Consider the following 18,345-nt stretch of genomic DNA (forward strand, 5'->3'; position numbering starts at 1 on the left):
GAAACGGTGGCGATTATAGCCGCCTGGGCCAGACTTCCAAAAGTGTTTATGTCATCTGGATGAAGATCGTTAATCGCGACCATAGTCGATGTTGCATAGAGCATGACTGCCCGGTCTGCCATTATGCCGGGCATCAATTGGCAGGACGGTCAGGAGTGCATATGAATTTCCACACCCGCAAGTGGGTAAAACCCGAAGACCTCAACCCCAACGGCACGCTGTTCGGCGGCAGCCTGTTGCGCTGGATCGACGAAGAAGCGGCGATCTACGCCATTGTCCAGCTGGGCAACCAGCGAGTCGTGACCAAGTACATCTCGGAAATCAACTTCGTCAGTGCCTCGCGCCAGGGCGACATCATCGAGCTGGGTATCACCGCCACCGAATTCGGTCGCACCTCGATCACCCTGACGTGCGAAGTGCGCAACAAGATCACTCGCAAATCCATTCTCACGGTGGAGAAGATGGTCTTCGTCAACCTGGGGGAAGACGGCCTGCCGGCGCCTCACGGCCGCACCGAAATCAAATACGTCAAAGACCAGTTCAAGGATGACGCTTCCGACGCCTGATGCCCTGCGCAGAAAGGAACAGCCCTGAGCCCAGCGTGTCGTAGCTAAACGACCCGCCTGGTTCAGGAGCCTTATGGACGCGCAAAAAGACGGCAAGACCCCCGGCCTCTCTGCTCAAGAGCAACATGAGGTCGAGCATAACCAACCGCCCCGCGCGGCGGTCCTGCATGAAATCATCCGTACCCAGGGCGACCAGGAGCTGGAGCGCAGTGTCGCGGCCCTGTGGTGGTCGGCCCTGGCGGCCGGCCTGACCATGGGCCTCTCGCTGATGGGCATGGGCCTGCTCAACTCCCGCCTGCCCGACGGCGAGGCCTTCAAGGTCATTGCCAGCTTTGGCTACTGCGCAGGCTTTCTGGCGGTGATTCTGGCGCGCCAGCAACTGTTCACGGAAAACACCCTGACTGCCGTGCTGCCGGTGATGAGCAAGCCGAGCCTGAACAACGTCGGGCGCTTGCTGCGCTTGTGGGGCGTGGTGCTGGTGGGCAACCTGTGCGGCACCCTGCTGGTGGCCTATGTGATGCTGCACTTGCCGATTTTCGACGGCAAGACCGATCAGGCCTTTCTGGAAATCGGCCGCAAGGTCATGGAGAACGACAGTTCGCAGATGTTCGCCAAGGGCATCATCTCCGGCTGGATGATCGCCACCATGGTGTGGATGATCCCGTCCATGGAGAGCGCCAAGCTGTGGATCATCATCCTGATCACCTATCTGATGGCGCTGGGGGATTTCACTCACATCGTGGTGGGCTCGGCGGAAGTGTCCTACCTGGTATTTGCCGGCGAGTTGCCGTGGCGGGATTTCTGGGGGGTGTTCGCCGGGCCGACCCTGGCCGGGAACATCATTGGAGGCAGTTTCATCTTCGCCCTGATCAGCCATGCCCAGGTGCGCAGTGAAAGTGGCAAGCCGAACAGGAACGCGGACCGGGCACCGGCGCCCGATCCGCGGCAGATCAAGAAATGATCAGTGGGCCTCGGCCTTGACCGCCGGGGCATCCTGGGTGACATGGCGCACCAGCTTGCCGATGGTCAGACCCTGCAGCAGGATCGACGACAACACCACGATGTAGGTGATGCTCAGCACCAGGTCACGCTCCGGCCCCAGGGGCAGGGCCAGCGCCAGGGCCACCGAGACGCCACCGCGCAGGCCGCCCCAGGTCAGCACGCGGATAGTGCCCCGGGGCACGCTGCGCCAGCGCCGCAACAAGAGGATTGCCGGGGCCACGGTGAGCACGCGCGAGAGCACGATGGCCACGGCCAGCAGGCTGGCGGCCGCCAGGTGCAGCCAGTTGAACGGCAGCAGCAACAGCTCCAGGCCGATCAGGGCGAACAGCAGGGCATTGAGCATGTCGTCGAGCAACTCCCAGAAACCGTCCAGGTAGCGCCGGGTCATGTCGTTCATCGCCAGGTTGCGTCCCAGGTTGCCGATGATCAGGCCGGCCACCACCATGGCAATCGGCGCCGAGACGTGAAGCTCGCTGGCCATCGCCGAACCGCCGATGACCAGGGCCAGGGTCAGCATCACTTCGATCTGGTGCTGCTCGATGCTCTTGATCATCAGATACACCAGGTAGCCGATCAGCCCGCCGAACAGCACGCCGCCGATGGCTTCGTGCACGAACAGCCAGGCCGTGGCGGTCACGGTCGGGGTTTCCCCCAGTTGAGCGATACCCAGCAGCACGGTGAACACCACTACCGCGGTGCCGTCGTTGAACAGCGATTCGCCGACGATGGTGGTCTTCAGCGGTTTGGAAGCGTTGGCGGTACGCAGCACACCCAGCACCGCAATCGGGTCGGTGGGGGAAATCAGCGCGCCGAACAGCAGGCAGTAGAGGAAGCTCACGTGCCAGCCGAACAGGCCGAAGATCCAGTAGGCCAGGCTGCCGATGACGAAGGTGGCGATCAGCACGCCAACCGTGGCCAGCAGGCCGATGGGCCAGCGGTAGCTGCGCAGGTCATTGAGGTTGACGTGCAGGGCGCCGGCGAACAGCAGGAACGACAGCATCCAGTTCATCAGCAGATCGCCGAAGTCGATCTTGCCGATCAATTCTTCCACGTGCTCTTCCAGGCCGGGGTAGCCCAGGTAGCTCAGGCCTTGCAGCAGCAGCGAGAACAGCAGGGCGGTGACCATCACGCCGATGGTCGGTGGCAAGCCGATAAAGCGGAAGTTGACGTAGGTGAGCAGCGTCGTCAGGCAGATAAAGGCAGCGACAAGTTCAAGCATCCGGACTCCTTTGGATGATTACAGAAAAAGCGACCTGAATGCTTTCAGGCTAGGGGTTTGATGTACCGGCGTCGGCGAGGGACACAGTTTCGCCAGCGTCGCCCGACCGCAGCCATTGACCACAGCCGCGGCCCGACGTTGCAGGTACTTGGGGAAAAGTACCTTGCACGTGCCCATGGTGCCGAATTGGCTGCTGGCACTGCCAAATGCACCGCTAGCTGGTGCAAGCAGGGCCGCGGGCATGCGAGGATTCCCGGCTTCTGCCCGGGTGTAAGGCATCCGGCTTTTCAGGCAACCCGGGAGTGCAAGGTGCTGGCGACAAGTCTGGTTCTGGTGGCAGCGTTGTTGCACGCAGCCTGGAACACCCTGATCAAGTTCAGTGGCGAGCGCCTGCTGGTGGTGGCCTGCATGGACACCGTGGCCCTGCTGTTCGTGGCCATCATGCTGTTTTTCCTCGAGTTCCCACCACTGGAGATCTGGCCCTGGATCATCGCCTCGGCGGCTTTCGAGCTCTTGTATCGCTATCTGCTGATCCAGGCCTATCGCGTGGGAGATCTAGGGCTGGTGTACCCGTTGATGCGCGGGCTTTCGCCATTGGTGGTGCTGGCGTTGACCCTGGTCTTCGCCGGCGAGGCGCTGAGCACTCAGCAGGTCCTGGGCATTCTGCTGATTCCCTTCGGCATGCTCTGCCTGCTTTGGCAGGGCGGCGGTGGGGCGCGGTTGCCCTGGTCGATGCTGCCGGTGGTGGCGCTGATCGGCCTGTGCATCGGTTGCTACACCTATATTGATGGCCAGGCGCTGCGCCGCTGGTCGCACCCGCTGGATTATCTGACCTGGGTCACGCTGCTCAGCGCCTGGCCCTTTCCGCTGGTGGCGGTGGTCTGGACGCGCCCGGCCTTTGCCCTGTTCTGGCGCGAGCAGTGGCGCCTGGGGCTGAGCGTCGGGTTTTGCGTGTTGTTCAGCTACGCTCTGGTGCTTTGGGCCATGCAACTGGGATCGATCGCCGAAGCGGCTGCGTTGCGTGAAATCAGTGTGATCCTGGTGGTGCTGTTCGGCATGCGCTACCTGAAAGAACCTTTCGGCCGGCCACGGCTCTTAGCCTGTGGACTGGTGCTGATTGGCATGTTGGTGATGAAGTTCTGAAGGCTCCCTAAAAACTTAAAAAAAAGGATTTGCTCCATGACTGTCGCTTTCTGGTGTGTGTTGATTGCAATCATCCTGCCCTATCTCTGTACTGCCATCGCCAAGGGCGCCGGCAAATACGGGCTTCGCTACAACCATGACCCACGGGCGTTCCTGAGTACTCTGGAGGGGTTGCCCAAGCGTGCCCACAACGCGCAGCTCAATGGTTTCGAGGTGACCCCGGCATTTGCTGCGGCGGTGATCATCGCCCATGTAGCAGGTAACGCCGAGCTGGTGACGATCAACGTGCTGGCGGTACTGTTTATCACCAGCCGCCTGCTGTACATGATCTGTTACCTGGCAGACTGGGCGATCCTGCGCTCCCTGGTGTGGTTCGTGGGCATGGGCCTGATCGCCAGTTTCTTCTTCGTTTCAGTCTGAAACACCCTTTTGCAGGAGCCGGCTTGCCGGCGATGGCGACTGTGAAGACGCTTTCGCCGGCAAGCCGGCTCCTACAACGGGTCATGGGGTATCGGGCACTTCCGGCACCTTGGGCAGCGCCACGCCCTTGGGCCAGAGCATCCAGATCTGGCCCTGCTGCTTCATGTCTCCGGCCAGCTGCCCCGCGGCATCGCCTGTGCCCCAGAACAGATCGGCGCGCACTTCACCGGTGATGGCGCCGCCGGTGTCCTGAGCGGCCACGGGACGCACCAGGCTGCTGCCATCCGGGCGGGTGGTGGACAACCACAGCAGGCTGCCCAGGGGTATCACCTTGCGGTCCACGGCCACGCTATAGCCGGACGTCAGCGGTACGTTCAACGAGCCCCGCGGGCCTTCATTGCTATCCGGGTTGCGGTTGAAGAACACGTAGCTGGGGTTGCTGCCCAGCAGCTCGGGAATCCGTGCCGGGTGGGCCTTGGCCCAGGCGGCAATGGTGCCCATGGTCACGTCCTCTTTCTTCAGCTCGCCCTGTTCCACCAGCCAGCGGCCGATGGGACGGTAGGGGTGGCCGTTCTGGTCGGCATAGCCGATCCGCAATTGGCGCCCGTCATCCAGCTGGATTCGCCCGGAACCCTGGATCTGCAGGAACTGCAGGTCCATGGGGTCGGTCAGCCAGGCAATCACCGGGGCCTTGGTGCCCTTGCTTTGGATGGTCGCCGCATCGTCATAGGGCTTGAGTACCCGGCCTTCGAGCCGGCCACGCAGGCGCTTGCCCTTGAGCTCCGGGTAGAGGCTGTCCAGGGCAACGATGATCATGTCCTCCGGCACGCCGTATACCGGTACATTGGCCACCTGGGTCTGGGTCAGGCTGCCGGGATAGACCGGCTCGTAGTAGCCGGTGATCAGGCCGGTACTGCTGCCGCTGCCCGAGCGCAGGCCGTAGACCTGCAGGTGCTCCTTGAGAAAGCCGCGGATGGCCTCGGGGGTTTGCGGCACCGTCGCGGCCGCGGCGCAGGTGGCGCCCCACACCGGGTCGGCCTTGAGGCGGGTGCAGGCGCTGCGCCAGGAGCCGAAACCGGCCAGCAGGTCGTTGTCGGCGACGCTGGGCAGGGCGTCCCAGGTGGCGCTGTTATAGGTGGCCAGGGCGTGGGTGGGGGCTGGCTTGGTATTGTCGCCGCCGTTGCAGCCAGCGAGCAGCGCCAGGGCCGGCAGGGCCCAGAGCAGATGGCGAGGCCAGCGGAGCGGGCTCGGATTCATGCTGTATTTCCTCGAGAGGCTGCCCGCCGCATTGGTGGCGGGGGACAACCCATATTATTAATAGGGGTATTGGTGTTTGCCGGGGAGGCGAGGATACTGGCCGCCGTTTCCGTGACCAGACCTGAAGCCACCATGACGCTAAAAAGACTTTCTGTTGTATTGCTGGCCTGCCTGACGCTTTCCGCCTGTGGCGGTGTCGATCCCAATTCTCCCCTGGGCCAGCGCAAGGCGATCTTCAAGCAGATGCTCAAGACCGGCGAGGACCTGGGGGGCATGCTGCGGGGGCGGATTCCTTTCGACGGCGCGCGTTTTGCCGAGGGGGCGGTGAAGCTTGATAGCCTGTCCCATGAGCCCTGGAAGCACTTCCCCGAGGTCAAGGAGGAGGATCACAGCAGCGCCACCGATGACGTCTGGCGCAAGCAGGCGCGTTTCCAGGAGTTGGCCCGCACCCTGGAAGCCGCCACCGGTGAGCTGGTGACGATCAGCCAGGTCCAGCCCTACAAGGCCAGCAATCTGGGGCCGGCGGTGCAGAAGGTCGAGGACGCCTGCAGCGCCTGCCACAAAGAGTTCCGCAATCACTGATTGGCGGCTCTGCTGAGCAGGGCCGCGGTATCAGGTTGTTTACTTGTCCAGTTCGTCCAGGGCTTGCTGCAGTTCCTTGCGGGACTCGGCAAGCTTGTCCTTGCGCTTGTTGATCTTCTCCGAGTCACCTTTCTTCATGGCTTTTTCCAGGTCGGCCTGGCGCCGGCTGACCTCATGCTTGGCCTCAAGTACCTTGTTTTCCCGCTCTTTCTTCAGCGAGGCGTCGGTGCAGTGGGCGGTCACTTCGCTCAGGGCGCGCTCCAGGCCGGCTTGCTGATTGCTGTTGCCGTGGGCCTTGGCCTGTTCGATCTGGTTCATGATGGCCTGGCGCTTGGCGGCGCAGCCGGTCAGTTCGGGGGCCTGCTCGGCGGCCAGCAGTGGTGCGCTCATCAGGCTGCAGAGGGTCAGGGTGGCGAGCGATGGAAAAAGTTTCATTGAAGGCTCCAGGTGAAAAAGATCAAGAAATAACCAATAAAAATACTGACTGTTGTACCGGGAATGGGCTGTTGGAGCGTATTCCGGCTTGGGTGGTTCCAGGTGCCATCGGGTTAAAAACCTTCGATGCCGGCGCTGTTCAGGGCCGCTTGCAAGGCCTGGACCTCTGGGGCGCGGAAAAACGCCACCAGTTGTGCGGCCCGCTCCGCTCCGATACCGGCTTCATTCTGCCAGTCCAGGCTGCTTTTCAGAGCCAGGGTCTGCCATGGCCCGCTCAGGTCGGCCGAGCCACTGGGCGGGATGCCGAGGGCTTTGAGCCAGCGTGGGAAGGGCTGTTGCCTGGCGCTGCGCAGGCTCTCGAGCAAACGCTTGCTGCTGCGATCACCAAAGCCGGCAATGTTAGCAAGCTCTGCCTGGTCCAGGGTCAGCCAATCCAGCAGGCCTTTGATACGGCCTGTTTCAACCAGCCGGGCCCAGGTCCGGCTGCCGATTTTCTGCAGGTTCAGGCCTTGTTTGCTGCTGAGCCAGGTCAGTCGGGCCAGGAATTGCTCCTCGCAGCCAGGTGATGGCTGCCAGCAACTCAGGAAGTGAAAGTCGGCTTCTCGCGGGGGCTGGATGCTTTGGCGCAGAGTGCTTCTGAGTACCACTTCATCCAGGCGCGGGATGCTCAACCCGGCGAGACTGATGGCTACCTGATCGCCGGGAAGGATTTCCAGGGATCGCCAGCGTTGCAGCGAGCCGAGACCGACACGGCGGATCTGCCGGTCGTCCAGGGCCACCGGCTCGATCTCCAGCAGGGGAGTGATGCGCCCCGTGCGGCCGATACGAAATTCGATTTGACGAACGCTGGCCAGCACCTGGGCGTAGGGGTACTTCCAGGCGGCAATCCAGTATGGGGCCCTGGCCTGCCAGCGTTCGGCGGCGGGACGCCGGCTTTGCCGCAGGATGATGCCGTCACTGGCAAAGGGCAGTGGCGAGCGATACCAGCGCTCCCGCCACTGTTGTGCATCGGCAAAGCCGCTTACGGGCCGGCTGTACTCGCGGGGTTCGGCAAAGCCCAGGTCTGCCAGTTGCTCCAGGCGTTCGCCCAACGTAGCCGGACCCTGGGGCCAGTCCCAGACAAACAGCCCGATCTGCGCCGCCTCCGCCGCCGTCAGCTGTTTGCGCGCCATCCAGCCTGCCACGCGGTTGCGCGCCTTGAGGCTGCCGGAGCGAGCCTGGACATGCTGCTCCAGGCGCAGATACAGCTCTCCCTGCAGCAACAGGTCCACGGGCCGTGGCAGCCGTTTGGGTATGGCCTCGATTTGCCGGGCTGCACGGGTCCAGTCATGGCCATGCACGCCGTCGCCACGGCTGAGTGCTTGCTGGAACTGCCCCTTGTGGTAGATCAGGGTCACCGCGACGCCGTCGACCTTGGGTTGCACCCAGATGTCGTCGCGGCCTTTGAGCCACCCCGTCACGGCATTGGCATCGGCGAGTTTTTCCACCCCCGTGTGGGGGATGGGGTGGCGGATGCTGCCCCCGGCGCCGAGCAGGGGCTGGTCCGTTGCCTGGGGAGCCTGGGGGAAGCACTGGCGCCAGGTGAGCAGGCGCTGGCGGGCCTGATCGTAGAGCTCATCCGCCACCAGTGATCGGCCGTCACGGTAATAGCTGCTATCCCAGCGCTGCAGTTGCTGCTGCAGGGCGGTGATTTCATCGGCGGCACGGGGAACCGGCCAGTCGGGGCAGGCGGCCTGGGCGAAGAATGGCGTGAGGCTCAGCAGCACAACGGCTCTTGGCAGCATGGGGAGCATCCTTGCTCTGTGGGTCATGTGCTAAAGGCTAGAGGGGGTTGGCTGAGGGCCGGGGCGAAGGTGGTTGCGAGGTGTTTCCCCGTCAAGGAACACCGGTGTCCTTGCTCGCTTGGCCCCGTATCAGCAGCGGTTTGCGGGATGTGCAAGAAACCTCAGGCGACAAAAAAGCCCCGCCTGGCGAGCCGGGCGGGGCTTTGGATGTTGCCAGGTGAAGCTTACAGGCCGGCAGCGGCGCGCAGGGTGTCGGCGCGGTCGGTCTTTTCCCAAGTGAAGGTGGTGAAGGTGTCGTCACCCACGGTCTTGGTTTGCGGAGCCCGGCCGAAGTGACCGTAGGCAGCGGTTTCCTGGTACATCGGGTGCAGCAGGTCGAGCATGGTGGTGATTGCGTAGGGGCGCAGGTCGAACACTTCGCGTACCAGCTTGATGATCTTGTCGTCGCTGATCTTGCCGGTGCCGAAGGTGTTCAGGGAGATCGAGGTCGGTTGGGCCACGCCGATGGCGTAGGACACCTGGATCTCGCAGCGCTCGGCCAGGCCGGCGGCAACGATGTTCTTGGCCACGTAGCGACCGGCGTAAGCGGCGGAACGGTCGACCTTGGATGGGTCCTTGCCGGAGAACGCGCCACCGCCATGGCGGGCCATGCCGCCGTAGCTGTCGACGATGATCTTGCGGCCGGTCAGGCCGCAGTCGCCCACCGGGCCACCGATGATGAACTGGCCGGTCGGGTTGATGTGGAACTGGGTGTCCTTGCTCAACAACTCGGCAGGCAGTACGTGCTTGACGATCAGCTCCATCACGCCTTCGCGCAGGTCGTTGTAGGACACCTCGGGGTTGTGCTGGGTCGACAGCACCACGGCATCGATACCGACCACCTTGCCGCCTTCGTAGCGGCAGGTGACCTGGGATTTGGCGTCCGGGCGCAGCCAGGGCAGCAGGCCCGATTTGCGGGCTTCGGCCTGGCGCTGGACCAGTTGGTGCGAGAAGGTGATCGGCGCCGGCATCAGCACCTCGGTTTCGTTGCTGGCGTAGCCGAACATCAGGCCCTGGTCGCCAGCGCCCTGATCTTCCGGCTTGGCGCGGTCGACGCCCTGGTTGATGTCGGGGGACTGCTTGCCAATGATGTTCATCACGCCGCAGGTAGCACCGTCGAAGCCGACGTCGGAGCTGGTGTAGCCGATATCGCAGATCACATCGCGAACGATCTGTTCCAGGTCGACCCAGGCGCTGGTGGTGACTTCGCCGGCAACAATGGCCACGCCAGTCTTGACCAGGGTCTCGACCGCTACGCGGGCGTGCTTGTCCTGGGTAATGATGGCGTCCAGCACCGCATCGGAAATCTGGTCAGCGATTTTATCCGGATGCCCTTCAGACACGGACTCGGAGGTGAAAAGGGAGTATTCGCTCATCTCGACGGTTTCCTAAAATTTACCGATGGTGAGTGTCGCCAGCCGGTCGCTGAAAATGGCGGACCTGGATCTGGAAACCATTACGTAAGCCTACATACAGGCTTTCCCCGGGAGTCAGTCCCGCAGCGGTGGCCCAACGGGCCAAATCATCTTGTTCGAACCCTAGCCAGAGATCGCCGCAAGCCTCTTTGGCCCAACTCTGGTTGTGGCTGCACAAGTCTGTCACTAACAGGCTGCCGCCTGGTTGCAGCAATTGGGCCATCTGCTTGAGGGCCTCGGCCGGCGCGGCGAAATGATGCAGGACCATGTTCAGCACCACGCAATCGGCCTGCAGCTGTACACCGTTCAGTGCATCGGCCAATTGCAGGCTGACGTTAGCCAATGTTTCGCGTTCGCACAGCTGGCGTGCCAGCTCCAGCATCGCCGGGCTGTTGTCCAGCGCGGTGACCCGGGCAAAGCGTCGGGCCAGCTCGGGGAGAAATCCACCGTCGCCGGGGCCGACTTCAATGGCCGTGGCCATTGGGTCGAAACTCAGTTTGTCCAGCAGCGCCAGCACACTGTCGCGGTACTGGGGCAGTCCTGCGATCAGGTCCTGCTGGGCGCGGAATTTTTCCGCCACCCGGGAAAAGAAGTCCTGGCTGGCTGCAGCCCGCTGCCGGTGCACCAGGCTGATCCGGGCCTGCACCTCGCTCGGCAGGTTCAGTTGGTCGACCTCTTCCAGCAAGGCTGCGTGCAGTTTGCCGCCCAGGAGCCCGGTATGGGGCAGGGCGCGGCGATAGAAAATCGCATTGCCTTCACGACGGGTCGCCACCAGGCTGGCCTGGGCCAGGACCTTCAGGTGGTGGCTCATGCCCGACTGGCCGATGGCGAAGATCTGCGCCAGCTCCAGCACGCCAAACGAATCGTTGCTCAGCGCGCGCAATACATTCAGCCGCAGGGGGTCGCCGCCGGCCTTGCACAGGGCCGCCAGTTCGTCGCAATCGTCATGGCTGATGGCAGGCGCGGGCAGGTTCATGGGGCAGCAGTCTAGAGGGGCCCGCAAATGCTCGCAAGGCCAATATCAAAAAGTTTTGATATTGGAGTCTGCAGGGGCTTTTCCAGAGCCTCTGCTTCTACAGTCAACGAGCGGCGAAGGGGTTTCATCAATGGATTGCGTCTTCAACAGGGGAAAAACATGCCTGAGTGACTATCTGTCATTGCCCCCGCCTGGCGCCTGAGGGAAAATGCAGGCCTTTTTTCCGTTTCGTTTTATTCAATCCCCAGGAGATCAGCGATGCCAAGCCGTCGTGAGCGTGCCAACGCCATTCGTGCCCTCAGCATGGATGCCGTGCAAAAAGCCAACAGCGGCCATCCAGGTGCCCCTATGGGTATGGCGGATATCGCCGAAGTACTTTGGCGTGACTACCTCAAGCACAACCCGAGCAACCCATCCTTCGCCGACCGCGACCGCTTCGTGCTGTCCAATGGCCACGGCTCGATGTTGATCTACTCGCTGCTGCACCTGACCGGCTACGACCTGTCGATCGATGACCTGAAGAACTTCCGCCAACTGCACAGCCGCACCCCGGGCCACCCGGAGTTCGGTTACACCCCAGGCGTGGAAACCACCACCGGCCCGCTGGGCCAGGGCCTGGCCAACGCCGTGGGCTTTGCCCTGGCGGAGAAAGTCCTGGCGGCGCAGTTCAACCGCCCAGGCCACAACATCGTCGACCATCACACCTACGTGTTCCTGGGTGATGGCTGCATGATGGAAGGCATTTCCCACGAAGTCGCTTCCCTGGCCGGCACCCTGGGCCTGGGCAAGCTGATCGCCTTCTACGATGACAACGGCATCTCCATCGACGGCGAAGTCGAAGGCTGGTTCACCGACGACACGCCCAAGCGTTTCGAAGCCTATAACTGGCAAGTGATCCGCAACGTCGACGGCCACGATCCGGAAGAGATCAAGACCGCCATCGACACCGCGCGCAAGAGCCCGCTGCCGACCCTGATCTGCTGCAAGACCACCATCGGTTTCGGTTCGCCGAACAAGCAGGGCAAGGAAGATTGCCACGGCGCGCCACTGGGCGACGCGGAAATCGCCCTGACCCGCCAGGCGCTGAACTGGAACTACGGTCCGTTCGAAATCCCGGCCGACATTTATGCCGAGTGGGATGCCAAGGAAAAAGGTCGCGCTGCCGAAGCCGAGTGGGACCAGCGTTTCGCCGCCTATTCCGCAGCCTTCCCAACCGAAGCCAACGAACTGGTACGTCGCTTGAGCGGTGACCTGCCTGCCGACTTCGCCGAGAAGGCCGACGCCTACATCGCCGAAGTGGCCGCCAAGGGCGAAACCATCGCCAGCCGCAAGGCCAGCCAGAACACCCTGAATGCGTTCGGCCCCCTGCTGCCGGAAGTGCTCGGCGGGTCGGCCGACCTGGCCGGTTCCAACCTGACCCTGTGGAAAGGTTGCAAGGGTGTCAGCGCTGAAGATGCCAGTGGCAACTACATGTACTACGGCGTGCGCGAGTTCGGCATGACCGCCATCATGAACGGCGTTGCCCTGCACGGCGGCCTGGTGCCTTACGGCGCGACCTTCCTGATGTTCATGGAATACGCCCGCAATGCGGTGCGCATGTCGGCGCTAATGAAGAAGCGCGTGATCCATGTCTACACCCACGACTCCATCGGCCTGGGCGAAGACGGCCCGACTCACCAGCCGATCGAGCAACTGACCAGCCTGCGTACCACGCCGAACCTGGACACCTGGCGCCCGGCCGATGCCGTTGAATCGGCGGTGGCCTGGAAAAACGCGCTGGAGCGCAAGGACGGTCCTTCGGCGCTGATCTTCTCGCGCCAGAACCTGCAGCACCAAACCCGCGACGCCGGCCAGATCGCCGACATCAGCCGCGGCGGCTATGTGTTGAAGGACTGCGCAGGCGAGCCTGAACTGATCCTGATCGCCACCGGTTCGGAAGTCGGCCTGGCCGTTCAGGCCTACGACAAACTGACCGAGCAAGGCCGCAAGGTGCGGGTGGTTTCCATGCCTTGCACCAGCGTGTTCGATGCTCAGGACGCGGGCTACAAGCAATCGGTTCTGCCGCTGCAGGTCAGCGCACGTATCGCGATCGAAGCGGCTCATGCCGACTTCTGGTTCAAGTACGTGGGCTTGGAAGGCCGCGTGATCGGCATGACCACCTACGGCGAGTCGGCGCCTGCGCCGGCCCTGTTCGAAGAGTTCGGCTTCACCCTGGACAACATCCTGGGCCAGGCCGAAGAGCTGCTGGAAGACTAAACCCGGAAGCCGGGTTGCCTGCACTGACGCAATCGCGAGCAAGCTCGCTCCTGCAGGGATGTATACCGTCCTTGTGGGAGCGAGCTTGCTCGCGATGACGATGGCGCAGGCAGCACGAAGCGGATGGTTTCATCACCGGTCATTGAGAACCCCATGCCTCAACCGCGTCCCTACAAAGTTGCACTCAACGGCTACGGCCGGATTGGTCGTTGCGTCTTGCGTGCTCTGTTCGAGCGAGGGGCCGCGGCCGGGTTCGAGATCGTTGCCATCAACGATCTGGCCGACATGGCCAGCGTTGAATACCTGACACGCTTCGATTCCACCCACGGGCGTTTTCCCGGTGAGGTGAAGGTCGATGGCGATTGTCTGCATATCAATGGCAACTGCGTGAAAGTGTTGCGCAGTGCCACCCCCGAAGGCATCGATTGGGCGTCCCTGGGCGTCGATCTGGTGCTGGAATGCTCCGGTGCCTACCACACCCGCGAAGACGGCCAGCGTTTCCTCGACGCCGGCGCGCCGCGAGTGCTGTTCTCCCAGCCGATGGCCAGCGAGGCGGATGTCGACGCCACCATCGTCTATGGGGTGAACCAGGATTGCCTGAGCGGCGACGAACGGCTGGTGTCCAACGCCTCCTGCACCACCAACTGCGGCGTGCCGCTGTTGCGCCTGCTGGATCAGGCCATTGGCCTGGAGTACGTCTCGATCACCACCATTCACTCGGCGATGAACGACCAGCCGGTGATCGACGCCTATCACCATGAAGACCTGCGGCGTACCCGTTCGGCCTTCCAGTCGGTGATCCCGGTGTCCACCGGACTGGCGCGGGGTATCGAGCGCCTGTTGCCGGAACTTGCCGGGCGAATTCAGGCCAAAGCAGTGCGGGTGCCGACGGTGAACGTGTCCTGCCTGGACATCACCATGCAGACCGTGAGCGATACCGACGCCACCGAGGTCAACCGGATCCTGCGCGAGGCCGCCACCAGTGGTCCGCTCAAGGGTCTTTTGGCCTATACCGAGCTGCCGCATGCCAGCTGTGATTTCAATCATGATCCCCATTCGGCGATCGTCGATGCCAGCCAGACCCGTGTTTCCGGCCCGAAGCTGGTGAACATCCTGGCCTGGTTCGACAACGAATGGGGCTTTGCCAACCGAATGCTGGACGTAGCTGGGCACTACCTGCACACAGCCGCTCCACGCACTGACACTCAACTCTCTGTTTCTGAAGAACAGTAACCCAGGAATTGCGACCCATGACCGTGTTGAAGATGACCGACCTCGATCTGCAAGGTAAGCGCGTGCTGATCCGTGAAGACCTCAACGTCCCAGTCAAGGACGGTGTTGTCACCAGCGATGCGCGGATCCTGGCTTCGCTGCCGACCATCAAGCTGGCCCTGGAAAAAGGCGCGGCAGTGATGGTCTGCTCGCACCTGGGCCGCCCGACCGAAGGCGAGTTTTCCGCCGAGAACAGCCTCAAGCCGGTGGCCGACTACCTGAGCCGCGCCCTGGGTCGTGAAGTACCGCTGGTGGCCGATTACCTGGGTGGTGTCGAGGTCAAGGCCGGCGACATCGTGCTGTTCGAGAACGTGCGCTTCAACAAGGGCGAGAAAAAGAACGCTGACGAGCTGGCCCAGCAATACGCTGCCCTGTGCGACGTGTTCGTGATGGACGCCTTCGGCACCGCGCACCGCGCCGAGGGTTCGACCCATGGCGTGGCCAAGTTCGCCAAAGTGGCTGCTGCCGGTCCTTTGCTGGCCGCTGAACTGGATGCACTGGGCAAGGCCCTGGGCAGCCCGGCCAAGCCGATGGCGGCCATCGTTGCCGGCTCCAAGGTTTCCACCAAGCTGGACGTGCTCAACAGCCTGAGCCAGATCTGCGACCAGTTGATCGTCGGTGGTGGCATCGCCAACACCTTCCTCGCTGCTGCCGGGCATCCGGTGGGCAAGTCGCTGTACGAGCCTGACCTGCTGGACACCGCTCGCGCCATCGCCGCCAAGGTCAGCGTACCGCTGCCGGTGGACGTGGTGGTGGCCAAGGAATTTGCCGAGAGCGCTGCGGCCACCGTCAAGCTGATCGCCGATGTGGCCGATGACGACATGATTCTCGACATCGGCCCGCAGACTGCCGCGCAGTTTGCCGAGCTGCTGAAATCCTCCAAGACCATCCTCTGGAACGGTCCGGTGGGCGTGTTCGAATTCGACCAGTTCGGCAATGGCACCAAGGTCCTGGCCCAGGCCATCGCTGACAGCGCCGCGTTCTCCATTGCCGGCGGCGGCGACACCCTGGCAGCCATCGACAAATATGGCGTAGCCCAGCAGATCTCCTACATTTCTACCGGTGGTGGCGCCTTCCTCGAGTTCGTCGAGGGCAAGGTGCTGCCGGCGGTTGAAGTCCTGGAAGCCCGAGCCAAGGCCTGAGGCCTCGATTGGCCGGGCAAAGGAGTGTTCTGATGGTCAAGACGTTGCCACTGTTGATCGCCGTGGCGTTGCTGGCGGGCTGCTCCAGTGCCCCCAAGGCAACGCCTGCGGAGGATGCCGGCGAGGTGCACAAAGGCTGCTACCAGGCTGACTGGCAGGCCGAGACGGCTCCGGTGATCAACAAGCGCCTGGGCCCTGAGGGCCTGGAGAAGTACGAGACGCCGTCAAAGGCCAGGGAACAGGGTTGCCCTTGACGGGTCAGATGGGTTAACGCAACGCGCCGGGGGCTGTTGGCCGCCAGCCGAGGAACATTGATGAAAGGTTTGATCGCCGTGGCGATGCTGGGCTTGTTGGCAGGTTGTGCCAACCTGAACCTGCTCAAGTCCCCGACCACTGACAACTGGACCACCTGGACCTGCGACAGCCAGGCCCAGGTGCTCTGGCGCTACACCGACGACAGCCGCAAGGCCGTCGATGTGCGCCTGGGGGGCGACGACCAGGTACGCCGCCTGAAGCTTGAGCCCAGCGGTTCTGGCTCGCTGTATAGCGACGACATGCTGGCGTTTCACGTCAAGGGTGAGGAAGGCCTGGTCTACTGGGTCGCCACCAATGACCTGATCGGCCGCGGCTGCAAGGCCATGTAGGGGCTGGCTTGCCAGCGGAGGCGGCCTTCAGACCTGTGCAAGGTTCAAGGCCCCTTTCACCGGCGAGCCGGCTCCTGCGTGGCTGTAGAGATTTGGTTTTAACGAATGGAACAGAGCGGGTTGACCCCCGATCTGCAATCACTTGAATAGCAGTCGCCGCTACGGCAGGCTTGCACGATTAACGACCCTCGACCGGGAGAGAGACACACAATGGCACTCATCAGCATGCGCCAGATGCTGGACCACGCAGCCGAGTTCGGCTACGGCGTTCCAGCCTTCAACGTCAACAACCTTGAGCAGATGCGCGCCATCATGGAAGCCGCTGACAAGACTGACTCCCCGGTGATCGTCCAGGCTTCGGCCGGCGCCCGCAAATACGCCGGCGCGCCTTTCCTGCGTCACCTGATTCTGGCTGCCATCGAAGAGTTTCCGCATATCCCGGTGTGCATGCACCAGGACCACGGCACCAGCCCTGACGTCTGCCAGCGTTCCATTCAACTGGGCTTTTCCTCGGTGATGATGGACGGCTCCCTCGGTGAAGACGGCAAGACCCCGACCGACTACGAATACAACGTCCGTGTTACCCAGCAAACCGTAGCCATGGCTCACGCCTGCGGCGTGTCGGTAGAGGGCGAATTGGGCTGCCTGGGTTCGTTGGAAACCGGCATGGCCGGTGAAGAAGACGGCATCGGCGCCGAAGGCGTGCTGGACCACAGCCAGATGCTGACCGACCCGGAAGAAGCCGCGGACTTCGTCAAGAAGACCCAGGTGGATGCCCTGGCCATCGCCATCGGCACCAGCCACGGCGCCTACAAGTTCACCAAGCCGCCTACCGGCGACGTGCTGGCCATCGACCGTATCAAGGAAATCCACAAGCGTATCCCCAACACCCACCTGGTGATGCACGGTTCTTCCTCGGTCCCGCAAGAGTGGCTGGCGATCATCAACCAGTACGGCGGCGACATCAAAGAAACCTACGGCGTCCCGGTTGAAGAAATCGTCGAAGGCATCAAGTACGGCGTGCGCAAGGTCAACATCGACACCGACCTGCGCCTGGCGTCCACCGGCGCCATGCGTCGCCTGATGGCTACCAACCCGAGCGAATTCGACCCGCGCAAGTTCTTCGGCGCCACCGTGACCGCCATGCGCGATGTGTGCATCGCCCGTTACGAAGCCTTCGGCACCGCCGGCAACGCCTCGAAGATCAAGCCGATCTCCCTGGAAGCCATGTTCCAGCGCTACCTCAAGGGTGAGCTGAACGCCAAGGTCAACTGAGCCTTAGCGTCGAACGAAGAAGCCCGCAGCGATGCGGGCTTTTTTGTATCCGCGATTCTTGCCTTCGCGGGCAAGCCGGCTCCGCCACAGGAAGGGGTTTCAGGTCTTGTTGTGGTCAATGTCCAGCTTGGAAAAGGTCACCTTGCCGCCTTCGCTGGTGTAGCCGGTGTTGTCCTGCACATAAACCCCGGCCTTGAAGTACAGCGGCTTGTCGCGCCAGGCCGCGCTCAGCTGGCTGTCCCATTGATAGCCGGCAGCGCTGATGCCCAGGGCGCCCCCCGGGCTCAGGTGGATCAGGTAGGAAAAATCCCGGTCCATGGGCACGTTCTCGGCAATGGTGATGACACGGCCTTCCTCGTCCTCCGGGTGCAGGCGCACCTTGGCCACGATGTTGCCGCTGCCCTTGCTGGTCTTGTACTGGTACTCGACCTTCACCAGGGGCTTGGTGCTGTTGTAGGCGTGGATCTGGCCGATGACGATCTTGCCCGAGGAGGGCACCTGGTTCACCGCCAGGGTCGCGTACAGCAGGTTGTCCGCTTCGGGGTAGGTCCAGTTGCGCAAGGTGCCGTTGGAGTAGGTCTCGCGCAGCTCGGTACGCGGGTAGATGGCGTTCTCGGTTTTCGAGCCGGTCACCGGCGACCAGAAGAACAGGGTGCCGGTGTCGGAGTGGAAGTACTGGTCCTTGAAACCCTTGACCAGTGTCGGGGTGTCGATGGTCGCCGGGGGGCTGCCGACGGGAACGCTGAGGTTCCAGGTTGCCAGGTCGATCATGTTCGCTGTTTCCGCAAGGGCATGGCTGATGCAGGTGGCCGAAGGCTTTAGCCTGCGCTTCTTAGGGGGTCTTTATAGCGCAGAAGCGGCGCTTGGCGAGGCCCGTATGGCGGATATCTGGCGTCAGCAAAATGTCTAAATGCCATC

Annotated in this window: 19 protein-coding genes; 12 read left to right on the plus strand and 7 right to left on the minus strand. The window is 62.7% G+C overall.

What is annotated here, in order from left to right; all coding sequences use genetic code 11:
• Nucleotides 1-161 precede the first annotated feature (161 nt).
• Together KCG88_RS19065 and KCG88_RS19070 are read left to right on the plus strand one after the other, a co-directional pair.
• Complete coding sequence (locus KCG88_RS19065) at nucleotides 162-566, plus strand: hotdog domain-containing protein (protein ID WP_011063971.1); 405 nt, start codon at nucleotides 162-164, stop codon at nucleotides 564-566.
• A gap of 73 nt (nucleotides 567-639) precedes the next feature.
• Nucleotides 640-1,527 (plus strand): formate/nitrite transporter family protein, encoded by an 888-nt coding sequence (locus KCG88_RS19070; protein ID WP_047289683.1) that lies wholly within the window; start codon nucleotides 640-642, stop codon nucleotides 1,525-1,527.
• Here the strand turns inward: KCG88_RS19070 and KCG88_RS19075 are convergent, their stop codons facing one another.
• Nucleotides 1,528-2,787, minus strand: a complete 1,260-nt coding sequence (locus KCG88_RS19075) for a sodium:proton antiporter (protein ID WP_047289682.1) — start codon at nucleotides 2,785-2,787, stop codon at nucleotides 1,528-1,530.
• A gap of 309 nt (nucleotides 2,788-3,096) precedes the next feature.
• Between KCG88_RS19075 and KCG88_RS19080 the strand changes: the two genes are divergently transcribed.
• Nucleotides 3,097-3,930 (plus strand): EamA family transporter, encoded by an 834-nt coding sequence (locus KCG88_RS19080; RefSeq protein ID WP_210712885.1) that lies wholly within the window; start codon nucleotides 3,097-3,099, stop codon nucleotides 3,928-3,930.
• Between the two features lie 36 nt (nucleotides 3,931-3,966).
• Nucleotides 3,967-4,350: an MAPEG family protein gene (locus tag KCG88_RS19085; RefSeq protein ID WP_011063967.1), complete on the plus strand. Its 384-nt coding sequence runs from the start codon at nucleotides 3,967-3,969 to the stop codon at nucleotides 4,348-4,350.
• A gap of 81 nt (nucleotides 4,351-4,431) precedes the next feature.
• Here KCG88_RS19085 and KCG88_RS19090 read toward each other — a convergent pair whose 3' ends face one another.
• The gene (locus KCG88_RS19090) at nucleotides 4,432-5,607 is read right to left on the minus strand and encodes an MltA domain-containing protein (RefSeq protein WP_210712886.1); all 1,176 of its coding nucleotides are present in this window, start codon (nucleotides 5,605-5,607) and stop codon (nucleotides 4,432-4,434) included.
• 132 nt (nucleotides 5,608-5,739) lie between these two features.
• Here KCG88_RS19090 and KCG88_RS19095 point away from each other — a divergent pair, with 132 nt between their 5' ends.
• Entirely contained in the window at nucleotides 5,740-6,189 is a 450-nt protein-coding gene (locus tag KCG88_RS19095; protein WP_011063965.1) for a cytochrome c, read from the plus strand.
• A 39-nt stretch (nucleotides 6,190-6,228) separates the two neighbouring features.
• On the opposite strand, the gene KCG88_RS19100 is transcribed toward KCG88_RS19095, so the two are convergent.
• The 4 genes from KCG88_RS19100 to KCG88_RS19115 form a co-directional block, all read right to left on the minus strand.
• On the minus strand, nucleotides 6,229-6,624 hold the full coding sequence (locus KCG88_RS19100; protein ID WP_011063964.1) for a DUF1090 domain-containing protein: 396 nt from the start codon (nucleotides 6,622-6,624) through the stop codon (nucleotides 6,229-6,231).
• A 113-nt stretch (nucleotides 6,625-6,737) separates the two neighbouring features.
• A complete protein-coding gene (gene ligB / locus KCG88_RS19105; protein WP_210712887.1) occupies nucleotides 6,738-8,408 on the minus strand; it encodes an NAD-dependent DNA ligase LigB in 1,671 nt (556 codons plus the stop codon).
• A gap of 224 nt (nucleotides 8,409-8,632) precedes the next feature.
• Nucleotides 8,633-9,823, minus strand: a complete 1,191-nt coding sequence (metK, locus tag KCG88_RS19110) for a methionine adenosyltransferase (RefSeq protein ID WP_047289677.1) — start codon at nucleotides 9,821-9,823, stop codon at nucleotides 8,633-8,635.
• Nucleotides 9,824-9,842: 19 nt separating this feature from the next.
• The gene (locus tag KCG88_RS19115; protein ID WP_047289676.1) at nucleotides 9,843-10,838 is read right to left on the minus strand and encodes a metalloregulator ArsR/SmtB family transcription factor; all 996 of its coding nucleotides are present in this window, start codon (nucleotides 10,836-10,838) and stop codon (nucleotides 9,843-9,845) included.
• A 258-nt stretch (nucleotides 10,839-11,096) separates the two neighbouring features.
• Here KCG88_RS19115 and tkt point away from each other — a divergent pair, with 258 nt between their 5' ends.
• From tkt to fba, 6 genes are all read left to right on the plus strand, one after another.
• Nucleotides 11,097-13,094, plus strand: coding sequence for a transketolase (tkt, locus tag KCG88_RS19120; RefSeq protein WP_210712888.1), 1,998 nt, complete (start codon nucleotides 11,097-11,099; stop codon nucleotides 13,092-13,094).
• Nucleotides 13,095-13,247: 153 nt separating this feature from the next.
• A complete protein-coding gene (epd, locus tag KCG88_RS19125; RefSeq protein WP_047289674.1) occupies nucleotides 13,248-14,327 on the plus strand; it encodes an erythrose-4-phosphate dehydrogenase in 1,080 nt (359 codons plus the stop codon).
• A gap of 17 nt (nucleotides 14,328-14,344) precedes the next feature.
• Nucleotides 14,345-15,508, plus strand: a complete 1,164-nt coding sequence (locus tag KCG88_RS19130; RefSeq protein ID WP_047289673.1) for a phosphoglycerate kinase — start codon at nucleotides 14,345-14,347, stop codon at nucleotides 15,506-15,508.
• 32 nt (nucleotides 15,509-15,540) lie between these two features.
• Nucleotides 15,541-15,762, plus strand: coding sequence for a hypothetical protein (locus KCG88_RS19135; protein WP_210712889.1), 222 nt, complete (start codon nucleotides 15,541-15,543; stop codon nucleotides 15,760-15,762).
• Nucleotides 15,763-15,822: 60 nt separating this feature from the next.
• The gene (locus KCG88_RS19140) at nucleotides 15,823-16,152 is read left to right on the plus strand and encodes an MliC family protein (protein WP_011063956.1); all 330 of its coding nucleotides are present in this window, start codon (nucleotides 15,823-15,825) and stop codon (nucleotides 16,150-16,152) included.
• Nucleotides 16,153-16,362: 210 nt separating this feature from the next.
• Complete coding sequence (fba, locus tag KCG88_RS19145; protein WP_003229012.1) at nucleotides 16,363-17,427, plus strand: class II fructose-bisphosphate aldolase; 1,065 nt, start codon at nucleotides 16,363-16,365, stop codon at nucleotides 17,425-17,427.
• A gap of 99 nt (nucleotides 17,428-17,526) precedes the next feature.
• On the opposite strand, the gene KCG88_RS19150 is transcribed toward fba, so the two are convergent.
• The gene (locus tag KCG88_RS19150; RefSeq protein WP_210712890.1) at nucleotides 17,527-18,198 is read right to left on the minus strand and encodes a polysaccharide lyase family 7 protein; all 672 of its coding nucleotides are present in this window, start codon (nucleotides 18,196-18,198) and stop codon (nucleotides 17,527-17,529) included.
• On the opposite strand from KCG88_RS19150, the gene KCG88_RS19155 reads away from it, so the two are divergent.
• On the plus strand, nucleotides 18,197-18,337 hold the full coding sequence (locus KCG88_RS19155) for a hypothetical protein (protein ID WP_158498115.1): 141 nt from the start codon (nucleotides 18,197-18,199) through the stop codon (nucleotides 18,335-18,337). The two genes, KCG88_RS19150 and KCG88_RS19155, sit on opposite strands and share 2 nt — an antisense overlap.
• Nucleotides 18,338-18,345 lie beyond the last annotated feature (8 nt).

It is taken from the genome of Pseudomonas sp. MWU349 (assembly GCF_017947325.1).
In the GTDB taxonomy this organism is placed as follows: Bacteria; Pseudomonadota; Gammaproteobacteria; order Pseudomonadales; family Pseudomonadaceae; genus Aquipseudomonas; species Aquipseudomonas protegens.